Origin of the sequence: Staphylococcus sp. EG-SA-10 (genome assembly GCF_017151945.1) — a bacterium.
In the GTDB taxonomy this organism is placed as follows: Bacteria; Bacillota; Bacilli; order Staphylococcales; family Staphylococcaceae; genus Staphylococcus; species Staphylococcus aureus.
This window is the reverse complement of sequence record NZ_JACVZJ010000017.1, coordinates 13,144-31,969: the sequence shown is the minus strand read 5'-3', so window position 1 is coordinate 31,969 and position 18,826 is coordinate 13,144. Positions and strand designations below refer to the sequence as shown.

Annotated in this window: 12 protein-coding genes; 8 read left to right on the top strand and 4 right to left on the bottom strand. The window is 32.5% G+C overall.

Annotation, left to right across the window (positions count from 1 at the left end; genetic code table 11):
* Positions 1 to 90: 90 nt before the first annotated feature.
* The 3 genes from IDG45_RS10620 to sdgA all read left to right on the top strand — a co-directional run bounded on the left by IDG45_RS10620 (position 91) and on the right by sdgA (position 9,550).
* Positions 91 to 4,098: an SdrD B-like domain-containing protein gene (locus IDG45_RS10620; RefSeq protein ID WP_000934510.1), complete on the top strand. Its 4,008-nt coding sequence runs from the start codon at positions 91 to 93 to the stop codon at positions 4,096 to 4,098.
* Between the two features lie 393 nt (positions 4,099 to 4,491).
* Complete coding sequence (gene sdrE / locus IDG45_RS10615; protein ID WP_206171620.1) at positions 4,492 to 7,959, top strand: MSCRAMM family adhesin SdrE; 3,468 nt, start codon at positions 4,492 to 4,494, stop codon at positions 7,957 to 7,959.
* A gap of 118 nt (positions 7,960 to 8,077) precedes the next feature.
* Positions 8,078 to 9,550 carry a serine-aspartate repeat adhesin O-glycosyltransferase SdgA gene (gene sdgA, locus IDG45_RS10610; protein WP_001106718.1) on the top strand — a complete coding sequence of 491 codons (1,473 nt, stop codon included), beginning with the start codon at positions 8,078 to 8,080 and terminating at the stop codon, positions 9,548 to 9,550.
* Positions 9,551 to 9,672: 122 nt separating this feature from the next.
* Here sdgA and sdgB read toward each other — a convergent pair whose 3' ends face one another.
* The 4 genes from sdgB to IDG45_RS10590 all read right to left on the bottom strand — a co-directional run bounded on the left by sdgB (position 9,673) and on the right by IDG45_RS10590 (position 13,377).
* A complete protein-coding gene (sdgB, locus tag IDG45_RS10605) occupies positions 9,673 to 11,163 on the bottom strand; it encodes a serine-aspartate repeat adhesin O-glycosyltransferase SdgB (RefSeq protein ID WP_001106115.1) in 1,491 nt (496 codons plus the stop codon).
* 281 nt (positions 11,164 to 11,444) lie between these two features.
* Positions 11,445 to 12,323: a GTP cyclohydrolase FolE2 gene (gene folE2 / locus IDG45_RS10600; protein ID WP_000134235.1), complete on the bottom strand. Its 879-nt coding sequence runs from the start codon at positions 12,321 to 12,323 to the stop codon at positions 11,445 to 11,447.
* 12 nt (positions 12,324 to 12,335) lie between these two features.
* Positions 12,336 to 13,001, bottom strand: coding sequence for a bacillithiol biosynthesis deacetylase BshB2 (gene bshB2, locus IDG45_RS10595; RefSeq protein WP_000129068.1), 666 nt, complete (start codon positions 12,999 to 13,001; stop codon positions 12,336 to 12,338).
* Positions 13,002 to 13,014: 13 nt separating this feature from the next.
* Complete coding sequence (locus IDG45_RS10590) at positions 13,015 to 13,377, bottom strand: YojF family protein (protein WP_025174486.1); 363 nt, start codon at positions 13,375 to 13,377, stop codon at positions 13,015 to 13,017.
* A gap of 275 nt (positions 13,378 to 13,652) precedes the next feature.
* Here IDG45_RS10590 and nagB point away from each other — a divergent pair, with 275 nt between their 5' ends.
* The 5 genes from nagB (at position 13,653) to IDG45_RS10565 (ending at position 18,332) form a co-directional block, all read left to right on the top strand.
* A complete protein-coding gene (nagB, locus tag IDG45_RS10585; protein ID WP_000866414.1) occupies positions 13,653 to 14,411 on the top strand; it encodes a glucosamine-6-phosphate deaminase in 759 nt (252 codons plus the stop codon).
* A gap of 76 nt (positions 14,412 to 14,487) precedes the next feature.
* A complete protein-coding gene (hxlA, locus tag IDG45_RS10580) occupies positions 14,488 to 15,120 on the top strand; it encodes a 3-hexulose-6-phosphate synthase (protein WP_000422864.1) in 633 nt (210 codons plus the stop codon).
* Position 15,121: 1 nt separating this feature from the next.
* Positions 15,122 to 15,670 carry a 6-phospho-3-hexuloisomerase gene (gene hxlB / locus IDG45_RS10575; RefSeq protein ID WP_001051587.1) on the top strand — a complete coding sequence of 183 codons (549 nt, stop codon included), beginning with the start codon at positions 15,122 to 15,124 and terminating at the stop codon, positions 15,668 to 15,670.
* 112 nt (positions 15,671 to 15,782) lie between these two features.
* Positions 15,783 to 16,430, top strand: a complete 648-nt coding sequence (locus IDG45_RS10570; RefSeq protein ID WP_111063865.1) for an HAD family hydrolase — start codon at positions 15,783 to 15,785, stop codon at positions 16,428 to 16,430.
* A gap of 501 nt (positions 16,431 to 16,931) precedes the next feature.
* A complete protein-coding gene (locus tag IDG45_RS10565) occupies positions 16,932 to 18,332 on the top strand; it encodes an MFS transporter (RefSeq protein ID WP_000347073.1) in 1,401 nt (466 codons plus the stop codon).
* Positions 18,333 to 18,826 lie beyond the last annotated feature (494 nt).

Here is an 18,826-nt window from a genome sequence, read left to right as displayed (position 1 = left end):
TTATCTAAATCTGTAATACTATATTAATATACATTTTTGTATTTAAAACAATTGTATTATTTAAAAATTTGATGGATTAGGAGCAATAAAATGCTAAACAGAGAAAACAAAACGGCAATGACAAGAAAAGGCATGGTATCAAATCGATTAAACAAATTCTCGATTAGGAAGTACACAGTGGGAACAGCATCAATTTTAGTAGGTACAACTTTGATTTTTGGTCTAGGGAGCCAAGAAGCTAAAGCTGCAGAAGTAACCAACAAGGAAATGAAGGAAGATGCAACATCAGTAAATAATGATCAAGTGTCTAAAAAAGTTGATACAGAGCAACTAAATAATGACGGTAATACTAGTAAAGTTGATACAGAGCAACTAAAAGATGAGAATATTAATAAAGTTGCTAATCAAAAAGAAGTAACTAGAGTGGAAAATAGTGTCGCTTCAGAAAAAAATAATAACTCTAAGCCATCTGAAAACGGAAAATTACAAACGTCTGATGTTAAAAAAACTGAAGATAATAATGCAACTTCAGATGATCAAGTTACTACTACAGTTAATTCACAGCAATTAAATACTGATAACACAACTTCAATGTCGTCAGCACCAATTAATGTACGTAAAGATGACTTAAAATTTAATAATGAAGAAGTAAGAAATGTAGGAGAAAAAAGCGATAATACTGACAATGCAAATAGTTCAGAATTAATAAAGCCAAAAACTACAGAACCTAAACGTTTGAATACAAGAATGCGTATAGCAGCAATACAACCAAACTCAACAGATTCTAAAAATGTTAATGATTTAATCACATCAAATACAACATTAACTGTCGTTGATGCAGATAATAGCAAAACGATTGTACCAGCCCAAGATTATTTATCATTAAAATCACAAATTACAGTTGATGACAAAGTTAAATCAGGTGATTATTTCACAATTAAATACTCAGATACAGTACAAGTATATGGATTGAATCCGGAAGATATTAAAAATATTGGTGATATTAAAGATCCAAATAATGGTGAAACAATTGCGACTGCAAAACATGATACTGCAAATAATTTAATTACATATACATTTACAGATTATGTCGATAGATTTAATTCTGTACAAATGGGAATTAATTACTCAATTTATATGGATGCAGATACAATTCCTGTAGACAAGAAAGATGTTCCTTTTAGTGTAACTATTGGGAATCAAACTACAACAACTACAGCAGATATTACTTATCCGGCTTATAAAGAAGCTGATAATAATTCAATAGGGTCAGCTTTTACAGAAACAGTTTCTCATGCAGGAAATGCTGAAGATCCTGGTTATTATAACCAAGTAGTTTATGTGAATCCTATGGATAAAGATTTAAAAGGGGCTAATTTAAAAGTTGAAGCGTATCATCCGAAATATCCCGCTAATATTGGTCAAATTAATCAAAACGTTACTAATATAAAAATATATCGTGTTCCTGAAGGATATACATTGAATAAGGGATACGACGTAAATGCTAATGATTTAGTAGACGTAACCGATGAATTTAAAAATAAAATGGCCTATGGAACAAATCAAAGTGTTAATATCGATTTTGGTGATATTACATCAGCGTATGTTGTAATGGTTAAAACAAAATTCCAATATACAAATAGCGAAAGTCCAACTCTTGTTCAAATGGCAACTTTGACTTCTGATGGAAACAGATCCGTTTCTACTGGTAATGCTTTAGGATTCACTAACAATCAAAGTGGCGGCGCTGGTCAAGAAGTATATAAAATTGGTAACTACGTATGGGAAGATACAAATAAAAACGGTGTTCAAGAATTAGGGGAAGTTGGAGTAAAAGGTGTAACAGTGGTTGCATATGACAATAAAACTAATAAAGAAGTTGGAAGAACAATTACTGATGAAAAAGGTGGGTATTTGATTCCAAACTTACCTAATGGAGATTACCGTGTAGAATTTTCAAACTTACCACAAGGTTATGAAGTAACCCCTTCAAAACAAGGTAATAACGAAGAATTAGATTCAAACGGTGTATCATCAGTTATTACAGTTAATGGCAAAGATAATTTATCTGCTGACTTAGGTATTTACAAACCTAAATACAATCTAGGCGACTATGTATGGGAAGATATAAATAAAAATGGTATCCAAGATCAAGATGAAAAAGGTATATCTGGCGTAACGGTAACATTAAAAGATGAAAACGGTAACGTGTTAAAAACAGTTACAACAGATGCTGATGGCAAATATAAATTTACTGATTTAGATAATGGTAATTATAAAGTTGAATTTACTACACCAGAAGGTTATACACCGACTTCTACAAATACAGGTGGAAATGATACTGTTGACTCTAATGGTTTAACAACAACAGGTGTTATTAATGGTGCTGATAACATGACATTAGATAGTGGATTCTACAAAACACCAAAATATAATTTAGGTAATTATGTATGGGAAGATACAAATAAAGATGGTAAGCAGGATTCATCTGAAAAAGGTATTTCAGGCGTAACAGTTACATTGAAAAATGAAAACGGTGAAGTTTTACAAACAACTAAAACAGATAAAGATGGAAAATATCAATTTACTGGATTAGAAAATGGAACTTATAAAGTTGAATTTGAAACACCATCAGGTTACACACCAACACAAGTAGGTTCAGGAACTGATGAAGGCATAGATTCAAATGGTACATCAACAACTGGTGTCATTAAAGATAAAGATAACGATACTATTGACTCTGGTTTCTACAAACCGACTTACAACTTAGGTGACTATGTATGGGAAGATACAAATAAAAACGGTGTTCAAGATAAAGATGAAAAGGGCATTTCAGGTGTAACAGTTACGTTAAAAGATGAAAACGACAAAGTTTTAAAAACAGTAACAACAGATGAAAATGGTAAATATCAATTCACTGATTTAAACAATGGAACTTATAAAGTTGAATTCGAGACACCATCAGGTTACACACCAACTTCAGTAACTTCTGGAAATGATACTGAAAAAGATTCTAATGGACTAACTACAACAGGTGTCATTAAAGATGCAGATAACATGACATTAGACAGTGGTTTCTATAAAACACCAAAATATAGTTTAGGTGATTATGTTTGGTACGACAGTAATAAAGATGGTAAACAAGATTCGACTGAAAAAGGAATTAAAGGTGTTAAAGTTACTTTGTTAAATGAAAAAGGCGAAGTAATTGGAACAACTAAAACAGATGAAAATGGTAAATATCGTTTCGATAATTTAGATAGCGGTAAATACAAAGTTATCTTTGAAAAGCCTGCTGGCTTAACACAAACAGGTACAAATACAACTGAAGATGATAAAGATGCAGATGGTGGCGAAGTTGACGTAACAATTACGGATCATGATGATTTCACACTTGATAACGGATACTTCGAAGAAGAAACATCAGACAGCGACTCAGATTCAGACAGCAACTCAGACTCAGACAGCGACTCAGATTCAGACAGCAACTCAGACTCAGACAGTGACTCAGATTCAGACAGCGATTCAGACTCAGATAGCGACTCAGACTCAGACAGTGACTCAGATTCAGATAGCGACTCAGACTCAGACAGTGACTCAGATTCAGACAGCGATTCAGACTCAGATAGCGATTCAGATTCAGATAGTGACTCAGACTCAGACAGCGACTCAGATTCAGATAGCGACTCAGATTCAGACAGTGACTCAGATTCAGACAGTGACTCAGATTCAGATAGCGATTCAGATTCAGATAGTGACTCAGACTCAGATAGCGACTCAGATTCAGACAGTGACTCAGACTCAGATAGCGATTCAGACTCAGATAGCGATTCAGACTCAGACAGTGACTCAGATTCAGACAGCGATTCAGATTCAGACAGTGATTCAGACGCAGACAGCGATTCAGACTCGGATGCAGGAAAACATACACCTGTTAAACCAATGAGTACTACTAAAGACCATCACAATAAAGCAAAAGCATTACCAGAAACAGGTAGTGAAAATAACGGCTCAAATAACGCAACATTATTTGGCGGATTATTCGCAGCATTAGGATCATTATTGTTATTCGGTCGTCGTAAAAAACAAAATAAATAATACAGCTTATACCAGGTCCGTGAGGCCTGGTTTTTTATTTCAAAATTTATGAAATGTATCTTATGTTTGAGATTAAATAGTGCAATTTTTAAAAAAATATAAAATAAATCCACATAAATTTAATTCATCTTTACGTTAAAAGTACAAACGAATAAGAAAAGCAATTAAACACAGTATCGAACCATTTAAAACAATTGATATAAAAAACAAACGAATAATTAAACATTACTAGAATTAATTTATTCAAACCAAAGTGTAAAATAACAGTCTTAGATAAATAAATTTATTTAAAGTATTGTGCTTTATCTAAAAATGTATTACGATGGGAATACAAATTTTTATATGTAAAAATATTAATTTTTTGCAAATATTGATATTTTAAAGGAGATTTATATGATTAACAGGGATAATAAAAAGGCAATAACAAAAAAGGGTATGATTTCAAATCGCTTAAACAAATTTTCGATTAGAAAGTATACTGTAGGAACTGCATCAATTTTAGTAGGTACGACATTGATTTTTGGTCTAGGGAACCAAGAAGCTAAAGCTGCTGAAAACACTAGTACAGAAAATGCAAAACAAGATGATGCAACGACTAGTGATAATAAAGAAGTAGTGTCAGAAACTGAAAATAATTCGACAACAGAAAATAATTCAACAAATCCAATTAAGAAAGAAAAAAATACTGATTCACAACCAGAAGATAAAGAAGAATCAACTACATCAAGTACTCAACAACAGCAAAATAACGTTACAGCTACAACTGAAACTAAGCCTCAAAACATTGAAAAAGAAAATGTTAAACCTTCAACTGATAAAACTGCGACAGAAGATACATCTGTTATTTTAGAAGAGAAGAAAGCACCAAATAATACAAATAACGATGTAACTACAAAACCATCTACAAGTGAAATTCAAACAAAACCAACTACACCTCAAGAATCTACAAATATTGAAAATTCACAACCGCAACCAACGCCTTCAAAAGTAGACAATCAAGTTACAGATGCAACTAATCCAAAAGAACCAGTAAATGTGTCAAAAGAAGAACTTAAAAATAATCCTGAGAAATTAAAAGAATTAGTTAGAAATGATAGCAACACAGATCGTTCAACTAAACCAGTTGCTACAGCACCAACAAGTGTTGCACCAAAACGTGTAAACGCAAAAATGCGCTTTGCAGTTGCACAACCAGCAGCAGTTGCTTCAAACAATGTAAATGACTTAATTACAGTTACAAAACAGACGATTACTGAAGGTATTAAAGATGATGGTCTTATTCAAGCACATGACGGTGAACATATTATTTATACATCTGATTTTAAAATTGATAATGCTGTAAAAGCTGGGGATACAATGACAGTAAAGTATGATAAGCATACAATTCCTTCAGATATTACGGATGATTTCACACCAGTTGATATTACAGATCCATCAGGTGAAGTAATAGCGAAGGGAACATTTGATTTAAATACGAAAACAATTACTTACAAATTTACTGATTATGTTGATAGATATGAGAATGTCAATGCAAAATTAGAACTAAACTCATATATTGATAAGAAAGAAGTCCCAAATGAAACAAATTTAAATTTAACATTTGCTACAGCAGATAAAGAAACTAGTAAAAATGTTAAAGTTGAATATCAAAAACCTATTGTAAAAGATGAGTCAAATATTCAATCTATATTTAGCCATTTAGATACTACTAAGCATGAGGTAGAACAGACTATTTATGTGAATCCATTAAAATTAAATGCTAAAAACACAAATGTTACTATAAAAAGTGGTGGTGTAGCAGATAATGGTGATTATTATACTGGAGACGGTAGTACTATAATTGATAGTAATACGGAAATTAAAGTCTATAAAGTTGCATCGGGTCAACAATTACCTCAAAGTAATAAAATTTATGATTATAGTCAATATGAAGATGTTACCAATTCAGTAACTATTAATAAAAATTATGGTACTAACATGGCTAATATTAATTTTGGTGACATTGATTCTGCATATATAGTTAAAGTTGTTAGTAAATATACACCGGGTGCTGAGGATGACTTAGCAGTTCAACAGGGTGTAAGAATGACTACAACAAATAAATATAATTATTCATCATATGCAGGTTACACTAATACTATTTTATCAACTACTGACACTGGTGGTGGTGACGGTACTGTTAAACCTGAAGAAAAGTTATACAAAATTGGTGACTATGTATGGGAAGACGTTGATAAAGACGGTGTTCAAGGTACAGATTCAAAAGAAAAGCCAATGGCAAACGTTTTAGTTACATTAACTTACCCGGACGGTACTACAAAATCAGTAAGAACAGATGCTAATGGTCATTACGAATTCGGTGGTTTGAAAGACGGAGAAACTTATACAGTTAAATTCGAAACGCCAGCTGGATATCTTCCAACAAAAGTAAATGGAACAACTGATGGTGAAAAAGACTCAAATGGTAGTTCGGTTACTGTTAAAATTAATGGTAAAGATGATATGTCTTTAGACACTGGTTTTTATAAAGAACCTAAATATAATCTTGGTGACTATGTATGGGAAGATACAAATAAAGATGGTATCCAAGATGCTAATGAACCTGGTATCAAAGATGTTAAGGTTACATTAAAAGATAGTACTGGAAAAGTTATTGGAACAACTACTACTGATGCCTCGGGTAAATATAAATTTACAGATTTAGATAATGGTAACTATACAGTAGAATTTGAAACACCAGCAGGTTACACGCCAACGGTTAAAAACACTACAGCTGAAGATAAAGATTCTAATGGTTTAACAACAACAGGTGTCATTAAAGATGCAGATAATATGACATTAGACAGTGGTTTCTATAAAACACCAAAATACAGTTTAGGTGATTATGTTTGGTACGACAGTAATAAAGACGGCAAACAAGATTCAACTGAAAAAGGTATCAAAGATGTGATAGTTACATTGCAAAACGAAAAAGGCGAAGTAATTGGAACAACTAAAACAGATGAAAATGGTAAATATCGTTTCGATAATTTAGATAGCGGTAAATACAAAGTTATTTTTGAAAAGCCTGCTGGCTTAACACAAACAGGTACAAATACAACTGAAGATGATAAAGATGCAGATGGTGGCGAAGTTGACGTAACAATTACGGATCATGATGATTTCACACTTGATAACGGATACTTCGAAGAAGATACATCAGATAGTGACTCAGACTCAGACAGTGACTCAGACTCAGACAGCGATTCAGATTCAGACAGTGACTCGGACTCAGACAGTGACTCAGACTCAGACAGTGACTCAGATTCAGATAGCGACTCAGATTCAGACAGTGACTCAGACTCAGATAGCGATTCAGATTCAGATAGCGACTCAGATTCAGACAGTGACTCAGATTCAGACAGTGACTCAGATTCAGATAGCGACTCAGACTCAGACAGTGACTCAGATTCAGACAGTGACTCAGATTCAGATAGCGACTCAGACTCAGATAGCGATTCAGATTCAGACAGTGACTCAGATTCAGACAGCGACTCAGACTCAGACAGTGACTCAGATTCAGATAGCGATTCAGATTCAGACAGTGACTCAGATTCAGATAGCGACTCAGACTCAGATAGCGATTCAGATTCAGATAGCGACTCAGATTCAGACAGTGACTCAGATAGAGATTCAGATGCAGGAAAACACACACCTGTTAAACCAATGAGTACTACTAAAGACCATCACAATAAAGCAAAAGCATTACCAGAAACAGGTAGTGAAAATAACGGCTCAAATAACGCAACATTATTTGGCGGATTATTCGCAGCATTAGGTTCATTATTGTTATTCGGTCGTCGCAAAAAACAAAACAAATAATACAATTTGACCCAGGTCCTTGTGGCCTGGTTTTTTTATGATTACACATGCAATAGATGTATTTTTCATATAAAATAAACAATAAAGATACGGAATAAAACTTATATGAGGCGATAATATGAATTACATTTTAGGAACAATTTTAGAAAGTAAAATTACTGGTGTAGAAAAAGCACAAATAAATAGACTGAAGTTGTTCAAACAACACGGCATATCTTCAAAATGTGTATATGTTAAATGGAATCCTTATTCATACACATATGCGAAGCAACATCAGATTGAAAATGATCTGTTTACAATGTATGACTATTTTCAAAAAGCAATTAATTATAAAAAGACAAAGCAAGTTAACTGGATACAGTATTGGGAAAAGTCATGTAGGTACACATTGAAATTTGTGGAAAATTCAAATGATGTCAGAATATATGATGAAGAGCAATTTATAATGTATGCTCATTTTTTAGATAAACAGTATCATCAATTAAACTATGTGAATTATTTTGATCATAAAAGAAGAAAAGTAAAACGTGAATTGTATGATGGAAGAGGCTTTTTAAGTTGTTCTCGAATTTTAGGTGAAGGACAACGGATTGTACTCGAAAATTACTATACACCTAATGGGGAAATCGTCATCCAAAAATATTTCGACGATATAAAAGGGAAAAACACGCTCACAAAGGTTATCTTAAATGAAGACCAGCATCAACAATTTTTTGATACAGAAGATGAATTAGTTCAATATTTTCTCCATCAATTATGTAAAAATAATGATCAAATCATATTAGACCGTCCTCATGAATTAGGAAATGTTATTGCGGGATTAAATCAAAGTATTCCAGTTATTGTTGTGCTCCACAGTACACATTTATCCGGCACCGGTAATGATATAAAAAGTTTTTATAAAACAGTGTTTAATAATTTAACACGTTATAAAGCGATTGTTGTATCAACAGAAAAGCAATGCCAAGATATTTCACAATATATTGAAAATAAAATACCAGTTATCAATATTCCGGTTGGCTACGTGGCAAACTTAAAGTATCAATTTGACAGCAATCAAAAGGATAAAAATCATATCATATCAATTGCTCGCCTCGTTGAAAATAAACAAATTAAACATCAAATTGAAGTGATCAAGCAATTAGTAACAAAACATCCCAATATTCAATTGAATATTTATGGACATGGAAATGGTTTGTCAGAATATCGACAACTTGTAGAAGATTATCATTTATCGGAACATGTTAAATTTCATGGTTTTAAGACGCATATTAATGAAGAGATTGCTAAAGCAGAACTGATGTTATCGACAAGTAAAATGGAAGGTTTTGGCTTAGCAATTTTAGAGTCGCTTTCAGTAGGTACACCAGTGATCAGTTATGATGTAGATTATGGGCCATCAGAACTGATTCAAGATGGATTTAATGGCTATTTAGTACCTCAAGGTGACATCAATCAAATGGTTGAAAGAGTTGACCAATTACTAATTAATACTCAAAAATTACAACAGTTTTCGATTAATAGTATAGAGTATGCTCAACAGTACAATGCAACTACTATCAGTACAAAGTGGCAAAATATTTTAAACTAAGTCAAAAGAAAAAAGCATTTTCCTAGAATTATCTATTTAACAAACCACGTTCATATGAACTTACATGTTTAGTTAAATAACATAGGAAAATGCTTTTTTATAAAAATAAAGGTAAAGTACATTTATATAAGACGAACAAATTGGTCCCATTGTTTAATTAACGACGCTTTACTATATTGTTGCGCTTTTGCCAAACTACCTTTTGACAGTCGTTGTTGTACTTCAGGATGATCAATCACATATTTCACTTTATCAAATAGGGCATCTTCATCATTTTTAGTAATTAAATAACCATTGAAATCAGGCGTAATCAATTCGTTAGGTCCATATTTAATATCATAACTAATAACTGGAACACCATGTGCTAAAGATTCAAGTAGTGCTAAAGAGAAACCTTCCATGTTACTTGTTATTAAACTCAAATAGGCATCGCTATATTCTTGGTCTAGATTGCTTAAAAAGCCACGTAAGTAAACATGATTTTCCAATCCATATTTTTGTATCAATTCATTTAATTTTTTACTTTCAGAACCAAAACCATACATATGAAGCTCTATTTTTGGGACATAAGATACTAAGCGTTTAATTAATTCAATTTGTTGATGTAATTGTTTTTCAGGTGAATAACGAGCAACGGAAATTAATTTAACACTGCGCTGATCTAATGTTTGGACTGATGTATCAATTGTTTCACTATAGCCGACAGGAATATTAACAACTGGAATAGTATGGTTAATACGTTTTTCAACATCTAATTTTTGCTGCTCAGTAGAAACGATAATTGCACGATATCGAGATAAATTTTCAAACATCGCTTTATATACATTTTTAAATGGCGATGAATCTAATGCATCAATATTTTTAATGTGTGTACTGTGAAGCACAGCTACTACTGGGATTGACTCAGGTGTTAAGTTGAAAATAGGTGCTGTATACACATTACGGTCACTGAAAAATAAATCCCCATGTTGATATAGTTGTTTAATGAAAAATGCGCCTAATTCCGTTTCATTATTAAAGAAATATTGTTTGTTAGCATAGTAAACAATAATTTTTTGTACTTCTGGTTTGCCATCTTTGTAAGAAAAATACTTTTCTAATTTTGTGTCACCTTCTGGATTATAGAAAAATTCACATAATGTTTGTTGTTTATCAACAAGGATCCTACTACAACTTAAAAAGCCACGCACATCATAAAAATCACGTTTTACTTTTCGTCTTTGACTATCAAAATGATTCACATAATCTAATATACGATATTTAGGATCTTGAAAATGGGCATACATTAAGAAACGCTCTTGATCATATATTCTAAAGTCATGACTATTTTCAACATGTTTTAAAGTATAATGACATTCATCAGTCCAATATGACAACCAGTCAAATGGTTCATTGCGTTCTAAATATGTTGCTTCTTGGAAGAAATCATACATATTAATATAGTCAGAACTAGTAATATAATTTTGGGCATTTCTATATAAATATCTATTCCATGACAGAAATACACATTGCGCTGGTCTTCCCATTTCTTTAAATAAATTTAAACGATTAATAATTGCTTTCTCTATCCCAGTTAAATTAACACCTAAACTATTACCTACAAAATAATTCATTTACAACACCACTTATATCTATTTTTTATAATTATATCACATAATATTTAATTACTTCTTTTAACTGGAAGATGTGTTTATTTATAAAACAACAAGTTTTGATATTTATAATGGTAGTAGTTATTCAGTCAACTACGACCAATATATCATTGTAGAGCTTAGGAATTTGATTTATGACTCAGGCACATCAAATGAGAAGATTTATAAAAGAGATATACAACTCTAGGAGGTATAATAAAAACGCGCAACTACTGTTACGCGTTTGAATTAATCATATGATATTATTTACGATACTTTAATTTAGCGAAAGCATCATGTTGATGGATAGACTCTTCATTGCGACATTCGATATCGAAACCGTCTAACCAATCAAATTCAACTAAGTCCGCGGCAATTAAACGAATTAAGTCTTCGACAAAACGTGGATTTTCATATGCACGCTCTGTCACACGTTTTTCATCAGGACGTTTTAAAATAGGGTATAGAATTGAACTTGCATTAGCTTCCATTGCATCTAAAATTTTGTTTTTATAGTCATCAACTATGCCTTGATCTTTATTAATATATGTTTTAACAGTGACAACACCACGTTGGTTGTGCGCTGAATATTCACTTATTTCTTTTGAACAAGGGCATAGCGTTGTGACAGTTGCTTCAATAGTAAGTTCTTTACGTGTAACTTTATCACCGTCAATTGCTAATCCATAAGTGACATCGGCATTACCAACTGCTTTAATATTTGTGGTTGGACTATAGCGATCAAAGAACCATTTCCCAGAAACATCAACGCCTGCCGCATTTTGTTTCATATTCGTTTGTAAAGTGCGTAACACCTGATAAAGTGTATTAAATTCAAGTTCAATACCATTATCATAGTGCTTTTCAACACTTTCAATAATACGGCTCATATTAATACCTTTTTCGTCTTTTGTTAAACTTGTTGAAAAACTAAATGTGCCAGCTGTTTGATACTGGTCAACAAGTACAGGGTACACTAAGTTTTTAATACCAACTTCTTCTATTTCAAATAAGAAATCTTTATGTGTACTTTGTAAATCTGTCATTTCGTTCTTAGTAGTAGGTTTTGTGCCTTCAATAGGATCTACGGAACCAAAGTGTTTCCAACGACCTTCTCGTGTCGATAAATCAAATTCAGTCATTTTTTTCCTCCGTTAAGATTTAAAGTGATATGTCCAATATGGTTCGACTGTTAAAAAGCTGTGTTGTTTACCATCGATTTCAGGACTTGCTAATTGTTTTAAAAATGGACCTGTTTGAGAAGCATGTGCTTCAAATGCCTTAATTTTAAGTTCTTTAAAATCTGTAATATCATTTTGAATATCAGGCTCTCCAAGAGCTTCGGTTGCATCATTACTGAACGCAACTAAAGTTAAACGAGGGCGTTCTTCTTTAGGCATGCGTTCAACCGTTCGAATTACAGCGTCTGCTGTTGCTTCGTGGTCAGGATGTACTGCATATCCAGGATAAAATGAAATAATCAATGATGGATTTGTATCATCGATTAAAGATTTAATCATACCATCTATATGTTCATAGGGTTCAAATTCGACAGTTTTGTCACGTAAACCCATTTTTCTTAAATCAGTAATACCAATAACTTTACAAGCTTCTTCTAGTTCACGCTCACGAATACTTGGTAATGATTCGCGTGTTGCAAATGGGGGATTACCTAAATTTCTGCCCATTTGTCCTAGGGTTAAACATGCATATGTTACAGGTATGCCTTTTTGGATATAACTTGCTAATGTGCCTGCAGATGAGAAGGTTTCATCATCAGGATGTGGAAATATTACTAATACATGTCTTTCGTCAGTCATGTTGATGCCTCCTCTATAAATTAAATGGTCGCTCACTAATTTGAAGTGCTGCAGCGAGTTGACCTTCGTAATTAAAACCTGCAATTAAAAATTCAGCATGCTCATTGATCTCAAAATGCGTTAGACCTTGTACATAAACCCAACCACCATTTGATAGTTTAAGACCAATGCGATAAGGTTCTTTATTACCACCTTTTAGTTGTGCATGCGTATATGTTACTTGTATGTTTCTTAAAAATGTACCAGCATTAAAAACACGTTGATCGAAATGGTTCGCATAGGCCCCATTTGTCGTTTCAACATGCAGATACACAGGTTTATGTTCAAAAGAAGCAAGTAAATCTATAACTTCTTGTTCTTTAATTGGTTCCAACACGTTCACTCCTTACACTATCAATGTGTTTATCTTTCTATTTTACTAAAAACTATTCAATAATTGTATACGATTGCTCAATTATTTATAAATTAATTTTCATGAAGGGTAATTACTCAGGATTACACAATCATACAGCATTAGTTTTTTACTTTTAAAAATCAAAAATTTGTTGGAATTTGAAAAGTGTTAAACATTAAAAATGATGCTATATTAATGGTGTATGAATGAATTCATAAGTTTTTAAAATGTATTAAATTTGTGGAGGCATGTAAACAATGAAAGTATTAAACTTAGGATCGAAAAAACAAGCATCATTCTATGTTGCATGTGAGTTATATAAAGAGATGGCATTTAATCAGCACTGTAAACTAGGTTTAGCAACTGGTGGTACAATGACAGATTTGTATGAACAACTTGTTAAGTTATTAAATAAAAATCAGTTAAACGTAGACAATGTATCCACGTTTAATTTAGACGAATATGTAGGTTTAACCGCATCACATCCGCAAAGTTATCACTATTATATGGATGACATGCTTTTCAAACAATATCCTTATTTTAATAGAAAGAACATTCATATTCCGAATGGAGATGCCGATGATATGAATGCGGAAGCGTCAAAATATAATGACGTTTTAGAACAACAAGGTCAACGTGATATTCAAATTTTAGGTATTGGAGAAAATGGTCATATTGGATTTAATGAACCTGGCACGCCGTTTGATAGCGTTACTCATATCGTTGATTTGACTGAAAGTACTATTAAGGCTAATAGTCGATATTTTGAAAACGAAGATGATGTTCCAAAGCAAGCCATTTCGATGGGACTTGCTAATATTCTTCAAGCTAAACGTATCATTTTACTCGCATTTGGTGAAAAGAAACGTGCTGCTATTACACATCTATTAAATCAGGAAATTTCTGTTGATGTTCCAGCCACATTACTTCACAAACACCCGAATGTTGAGATATATTTAGACGACGAAGCTTGCCCGAAAAATGTTGCGAAAATTCATGTCGATGAAATGGATTGATTGCAATGTTTAATTAAGAAATGCCTCGGGAAAGGTTCCAATAGAAAGATAAAAAGCATTGGAAGGATGATTTTTAGTGGAATTACAATTAGCAATTGATTTATTAAACAAAGAAGACGCGGCTGAGTTAGCAAATAAAGTAAAAGATTATGTAGATATCGTAGAAATCGGTACGCCAATCATTTACAACGAAGGTTTACCAGCAGTTAAACATATGGCAGACAACATTAGTAATGTAAAAGTATTAGCAGACATGAAAATTATGGATGCAGCTGATTATGAAGTTAGCCAAGCAATTAAATTTGGCGCGGATGTAATTACAATACTAGGTGTTGCAGAAGATGCATCAATTAAAGCAGCTATTGAAGAAGCTCATAAAAATAATAAACAATTACTAGTTGATATGATTGCTGTTCAAGATTTAGAAAAACGTGCAAAAGAACTAGATGAAATGGGTGCTGATTATATTGCAGTACACACTGGTTATGATTTACAAGCAGAAGGGCAATCACCATTAGAAAGTTTAAGAACCGTTAAATCTGTTATTAAAAATTCTAAAGTTGCAGTAGCAGGTGGAATTAAACCAGATACAATTAAAGAAATTGTCGCTGAAAGTCCTGATCTTGTTATTGTTGGTGGCGGAATCGCAAATGCAGATGATCCAGTAGAAGCTGCAAAACAATGTCGCGCTGCAATCGAAGGTAAGTAATATGGCTAAATTTAGTGACTATCAATTAATTCTAGATGAATTAAAGATGACTTTGTCACATGTTGAAGCGGATGAGTTTTCAACGTTTGCGTCCAAAATACTACATGCTGAACATATATTTGTAGCTGGCAAAGGACGTTCAGGATTCGTGGCGAATAGTTTTGCAATGCGCTTAAATCAGCTCGGCAAACAGGCACATGTTGTTGGAGAATCAACGACACCTGCGATTAAGTCGAATGATGTATTTGTAATTATCTCTGGTTCAGGTTCCACGGAACATTTAAAATTATTAGCAGACAAAGCAAAATCAGTAGGTGCTGACATCGTATTAATTACTACAAATAAAGATTCTGCAATAGGCAATATAGCTGGGACGAACATCGTTTTGCCTGCAGGTACAAAATATGATGAACAAGGTTCGGCACAACCATTAGGAAGTTTGTTTGAACAAGCATCACAATTATTTTTAGATAGTGTTGTAATGGGATTGATGACTGAAATGAATGTTACGGAACAAACAATGCAACAAAATCATGCTAATTTAGAATAAATAAAAGATAGTCGATAATATTATGCCATTGTGATAATATTATCGACTATTTTTTTATTTAAATATTAAATTATAGTATAATGTCATTAACAAACGAACGGGAGTGTTAATAGTGAAGTTTGACAATTATATTTTTGATTTCGATGGTACATTAGCAGACACGAAAAAATGTGGTGAAGTAGCTACACAAAATGCATTTAAAGCATCTGGTTTAACGGAACCATCATCTAAAGAAATAACGCATTATATGGGAATACCTATTGAAGAATCATTTTTAAAATTAGCAGACCGACCATTAGATGAAGCAGCATTAGCAAAGTTAATCGATACATTTAGACATACATATCAATCTATTGAAAAGGACTATATTTATGAATTTGCGGGTATAACTGAAGCTATTACAAGTTTGTATAACCAAGGGAAAAAACTTTTCGTGGTGTCTAGTAAGAAGAGTGATGTATTAGAAAGAAATTTATCGGCTATTGGATTAAATCACTTGATTACCGAAGCTGTTGGATCCGACCAAGTAAGTGCATATAAACCAAATCCTGAAGGCATACACACAATTGTGCAACGCTACAATTTAAATAGCCAACAAACGGTTTATATTGGTGATTCAACATTTGATGTTGAGATGGCGCAACATGCCGGTGTACCATCTGCAGCAGTAACATGGGGAGCACATGATGCAAGGTCATTACTTCATTCAAATCCAGATTTTATAATCAATGATCCATCAGAAATTAATACAGTATTATAAAATTTGTTAAAACAGAGAATACCATGGTTAAAATGCATATTCATAAATATTAGATTATACATAGAAATATTTCGCTTTAGATTAGGAATTTAAAATAAATATTTATTAAACATTATGAATTCTTAAAGAGTGATGTCTGATTCGTTGATCATTTATTTTTGTGAAAATAAATTAAAGTAATGACAAAGTTATTGAAGTAAATTGAATATAAACATTTAAATATGATGAGGAAAATAGTGATAGCATATGACTTACATGAAGTTGTGTGCTATCGCTATTTTTAATTATAAATCTAATTTGTTGATCGTTCGATGATTTAAGAATTATTATTGTTTAATTCAAATGTACGAGGGTATAAAATCATTGAATTTAATTCGTTAAAGTGAAATTTTTTGTCGAACATACTTTTGCATTTATATAAAAGTTTATATTTGTATAAATTTGACAAAACTAATTAACTCCGTATAATTATGAAACATACAAAAGGGAGTGTATGAATTCATGGATTTTAATAAAGAGAATATTAACATGGTGGATGCAAAGAAAGCCAAAAAAACCGTTGTTGCAACCGGTATCGGTAATGCAATGGAATGGTTTGATTTTGGTGTCTATGCATATACAACTGCGTACATTGGAGCGAACTTCTTCTCTCCAGTAGAGAGTGCAGACATTCGACAAATGTTGACTTTCGCAGCATTAGCCATTGCGTTTTTATTAAGACCAATTGGTGGTGTTGTATTTGGTATTATTGGTGACAAATATGGACGTAAAGTTGTATTAACATCAACAATTATTTTAATGGCATTTTCAACATTAACCATTGGATTATTACCAAGTTATGATCAAATTGGACTTTGGGCACCAATACTATTATTACTTGCACGAGTACTACAAGGATTTTCAACAGGTGGAGAGTATGCGGGGGCAATGACATATGTTGCGGAGTCATCTCCAGATAAGCGTCGTAACTCATTAGGTAGTGGACTAGAAATTGGGACATTATCAGGTTACATAGCTGCTTCAATTATGATTGCTGTATTAACATTCTTTTTAACAGATGAACAAATGGCATCATTTGGTTGGAGAATCCCATTCTTACTTGGTTTATTCCTAGGATTATTTGGCTTATATTTACGTCGTAAGCTTGAAGAATCACCAGTTTTCGAAAATGATGTTGCAACACAACCAGAAAGAGATAACATTAACTTTTTACAAATCATCAGATTTTATTACAAAGATATATTTGTGTGTTTTGTAGCTGTTGTATTCTTCAATGTTACGAACTATATGGTAACTGCATATTTACCAACCTATTTAGAACAAGTTATTAAATTAGATGCAACGACAACAAGTGTATTAATTACTTGTGTCATGGCAATAATGATTCCATTAGCATTAATGTTTGGTAAGTTAGCGGATAAAATAGGTGAAAAGAAAGTATTTCTAATTGGTACTGGTGGGCTAACATTATTTAGTATCATCGCATTTATGTTATTACATTCACAATCATTTGTTGTAATAGTAATCGGTATATTTATATTAGGATTTTTCTTATCAACTTACGAAGCGACAATGCCAGGGTCGTTACCAACGATGTTTTACAGTCATATAAGATATCGAACTTTATCAGTAACATTTAATATCTCTGTTTCGATATTTGGTGGTACGACGCCATTAGTTGCAACATGGTTAGTTACGAAAACTGGAGATCCATTAGCACCTGCGTATTATTTAACAGCAATCAGTGTTATTGGCTTTTTAGTTATTACATTCTTACATTTAAGTACAGCAGGAAAATCTCTAAAAGGTTCGTATCCAAATGTAGATAACGAGCAAGATAGAGCTTATTATGCAGAACATCCAAAAGAAGCATTATGGTGGGTTAAAGAACGTAAGAATTAGAGATTTTAATAAAAAGTATAAATCAATCGTATATAAGCACTTTAAAGCTAGTAGGTTCTGCTAACTTTAAAGTGCTTTTTAAATTGAGAACTGTAATTAGCCGAAATAAAGTTTTTGTATATACATAAACCCCCACTGCAATGATTATCGCAATGGGGGAAAGAGGGGACTTAAAGCATATGTTTAGCTTTGAATACTTAAAATTCTCTTGCTATTGAAATGTTAGGATGTAAATATGTCTTAGAGTATTTTGTCCAACGCAATTAATATTGAGACTCTAACCTTCAATATTATTATAGAGAACACAAACTTAAATAGATTGGGTGACTTATTTGTGTCAGTTATTGCGATTGCGATAACTTCTTTTCTCTATATACATATAGTAACGTCTTATCTAATAAAAAACATGGTACTACAGTATCAAATTTATCTAGGGCTTAAGTTTGATTTTTATCATAGGTAGTATGACCTGATAAAAATGCTTGTTCATTATA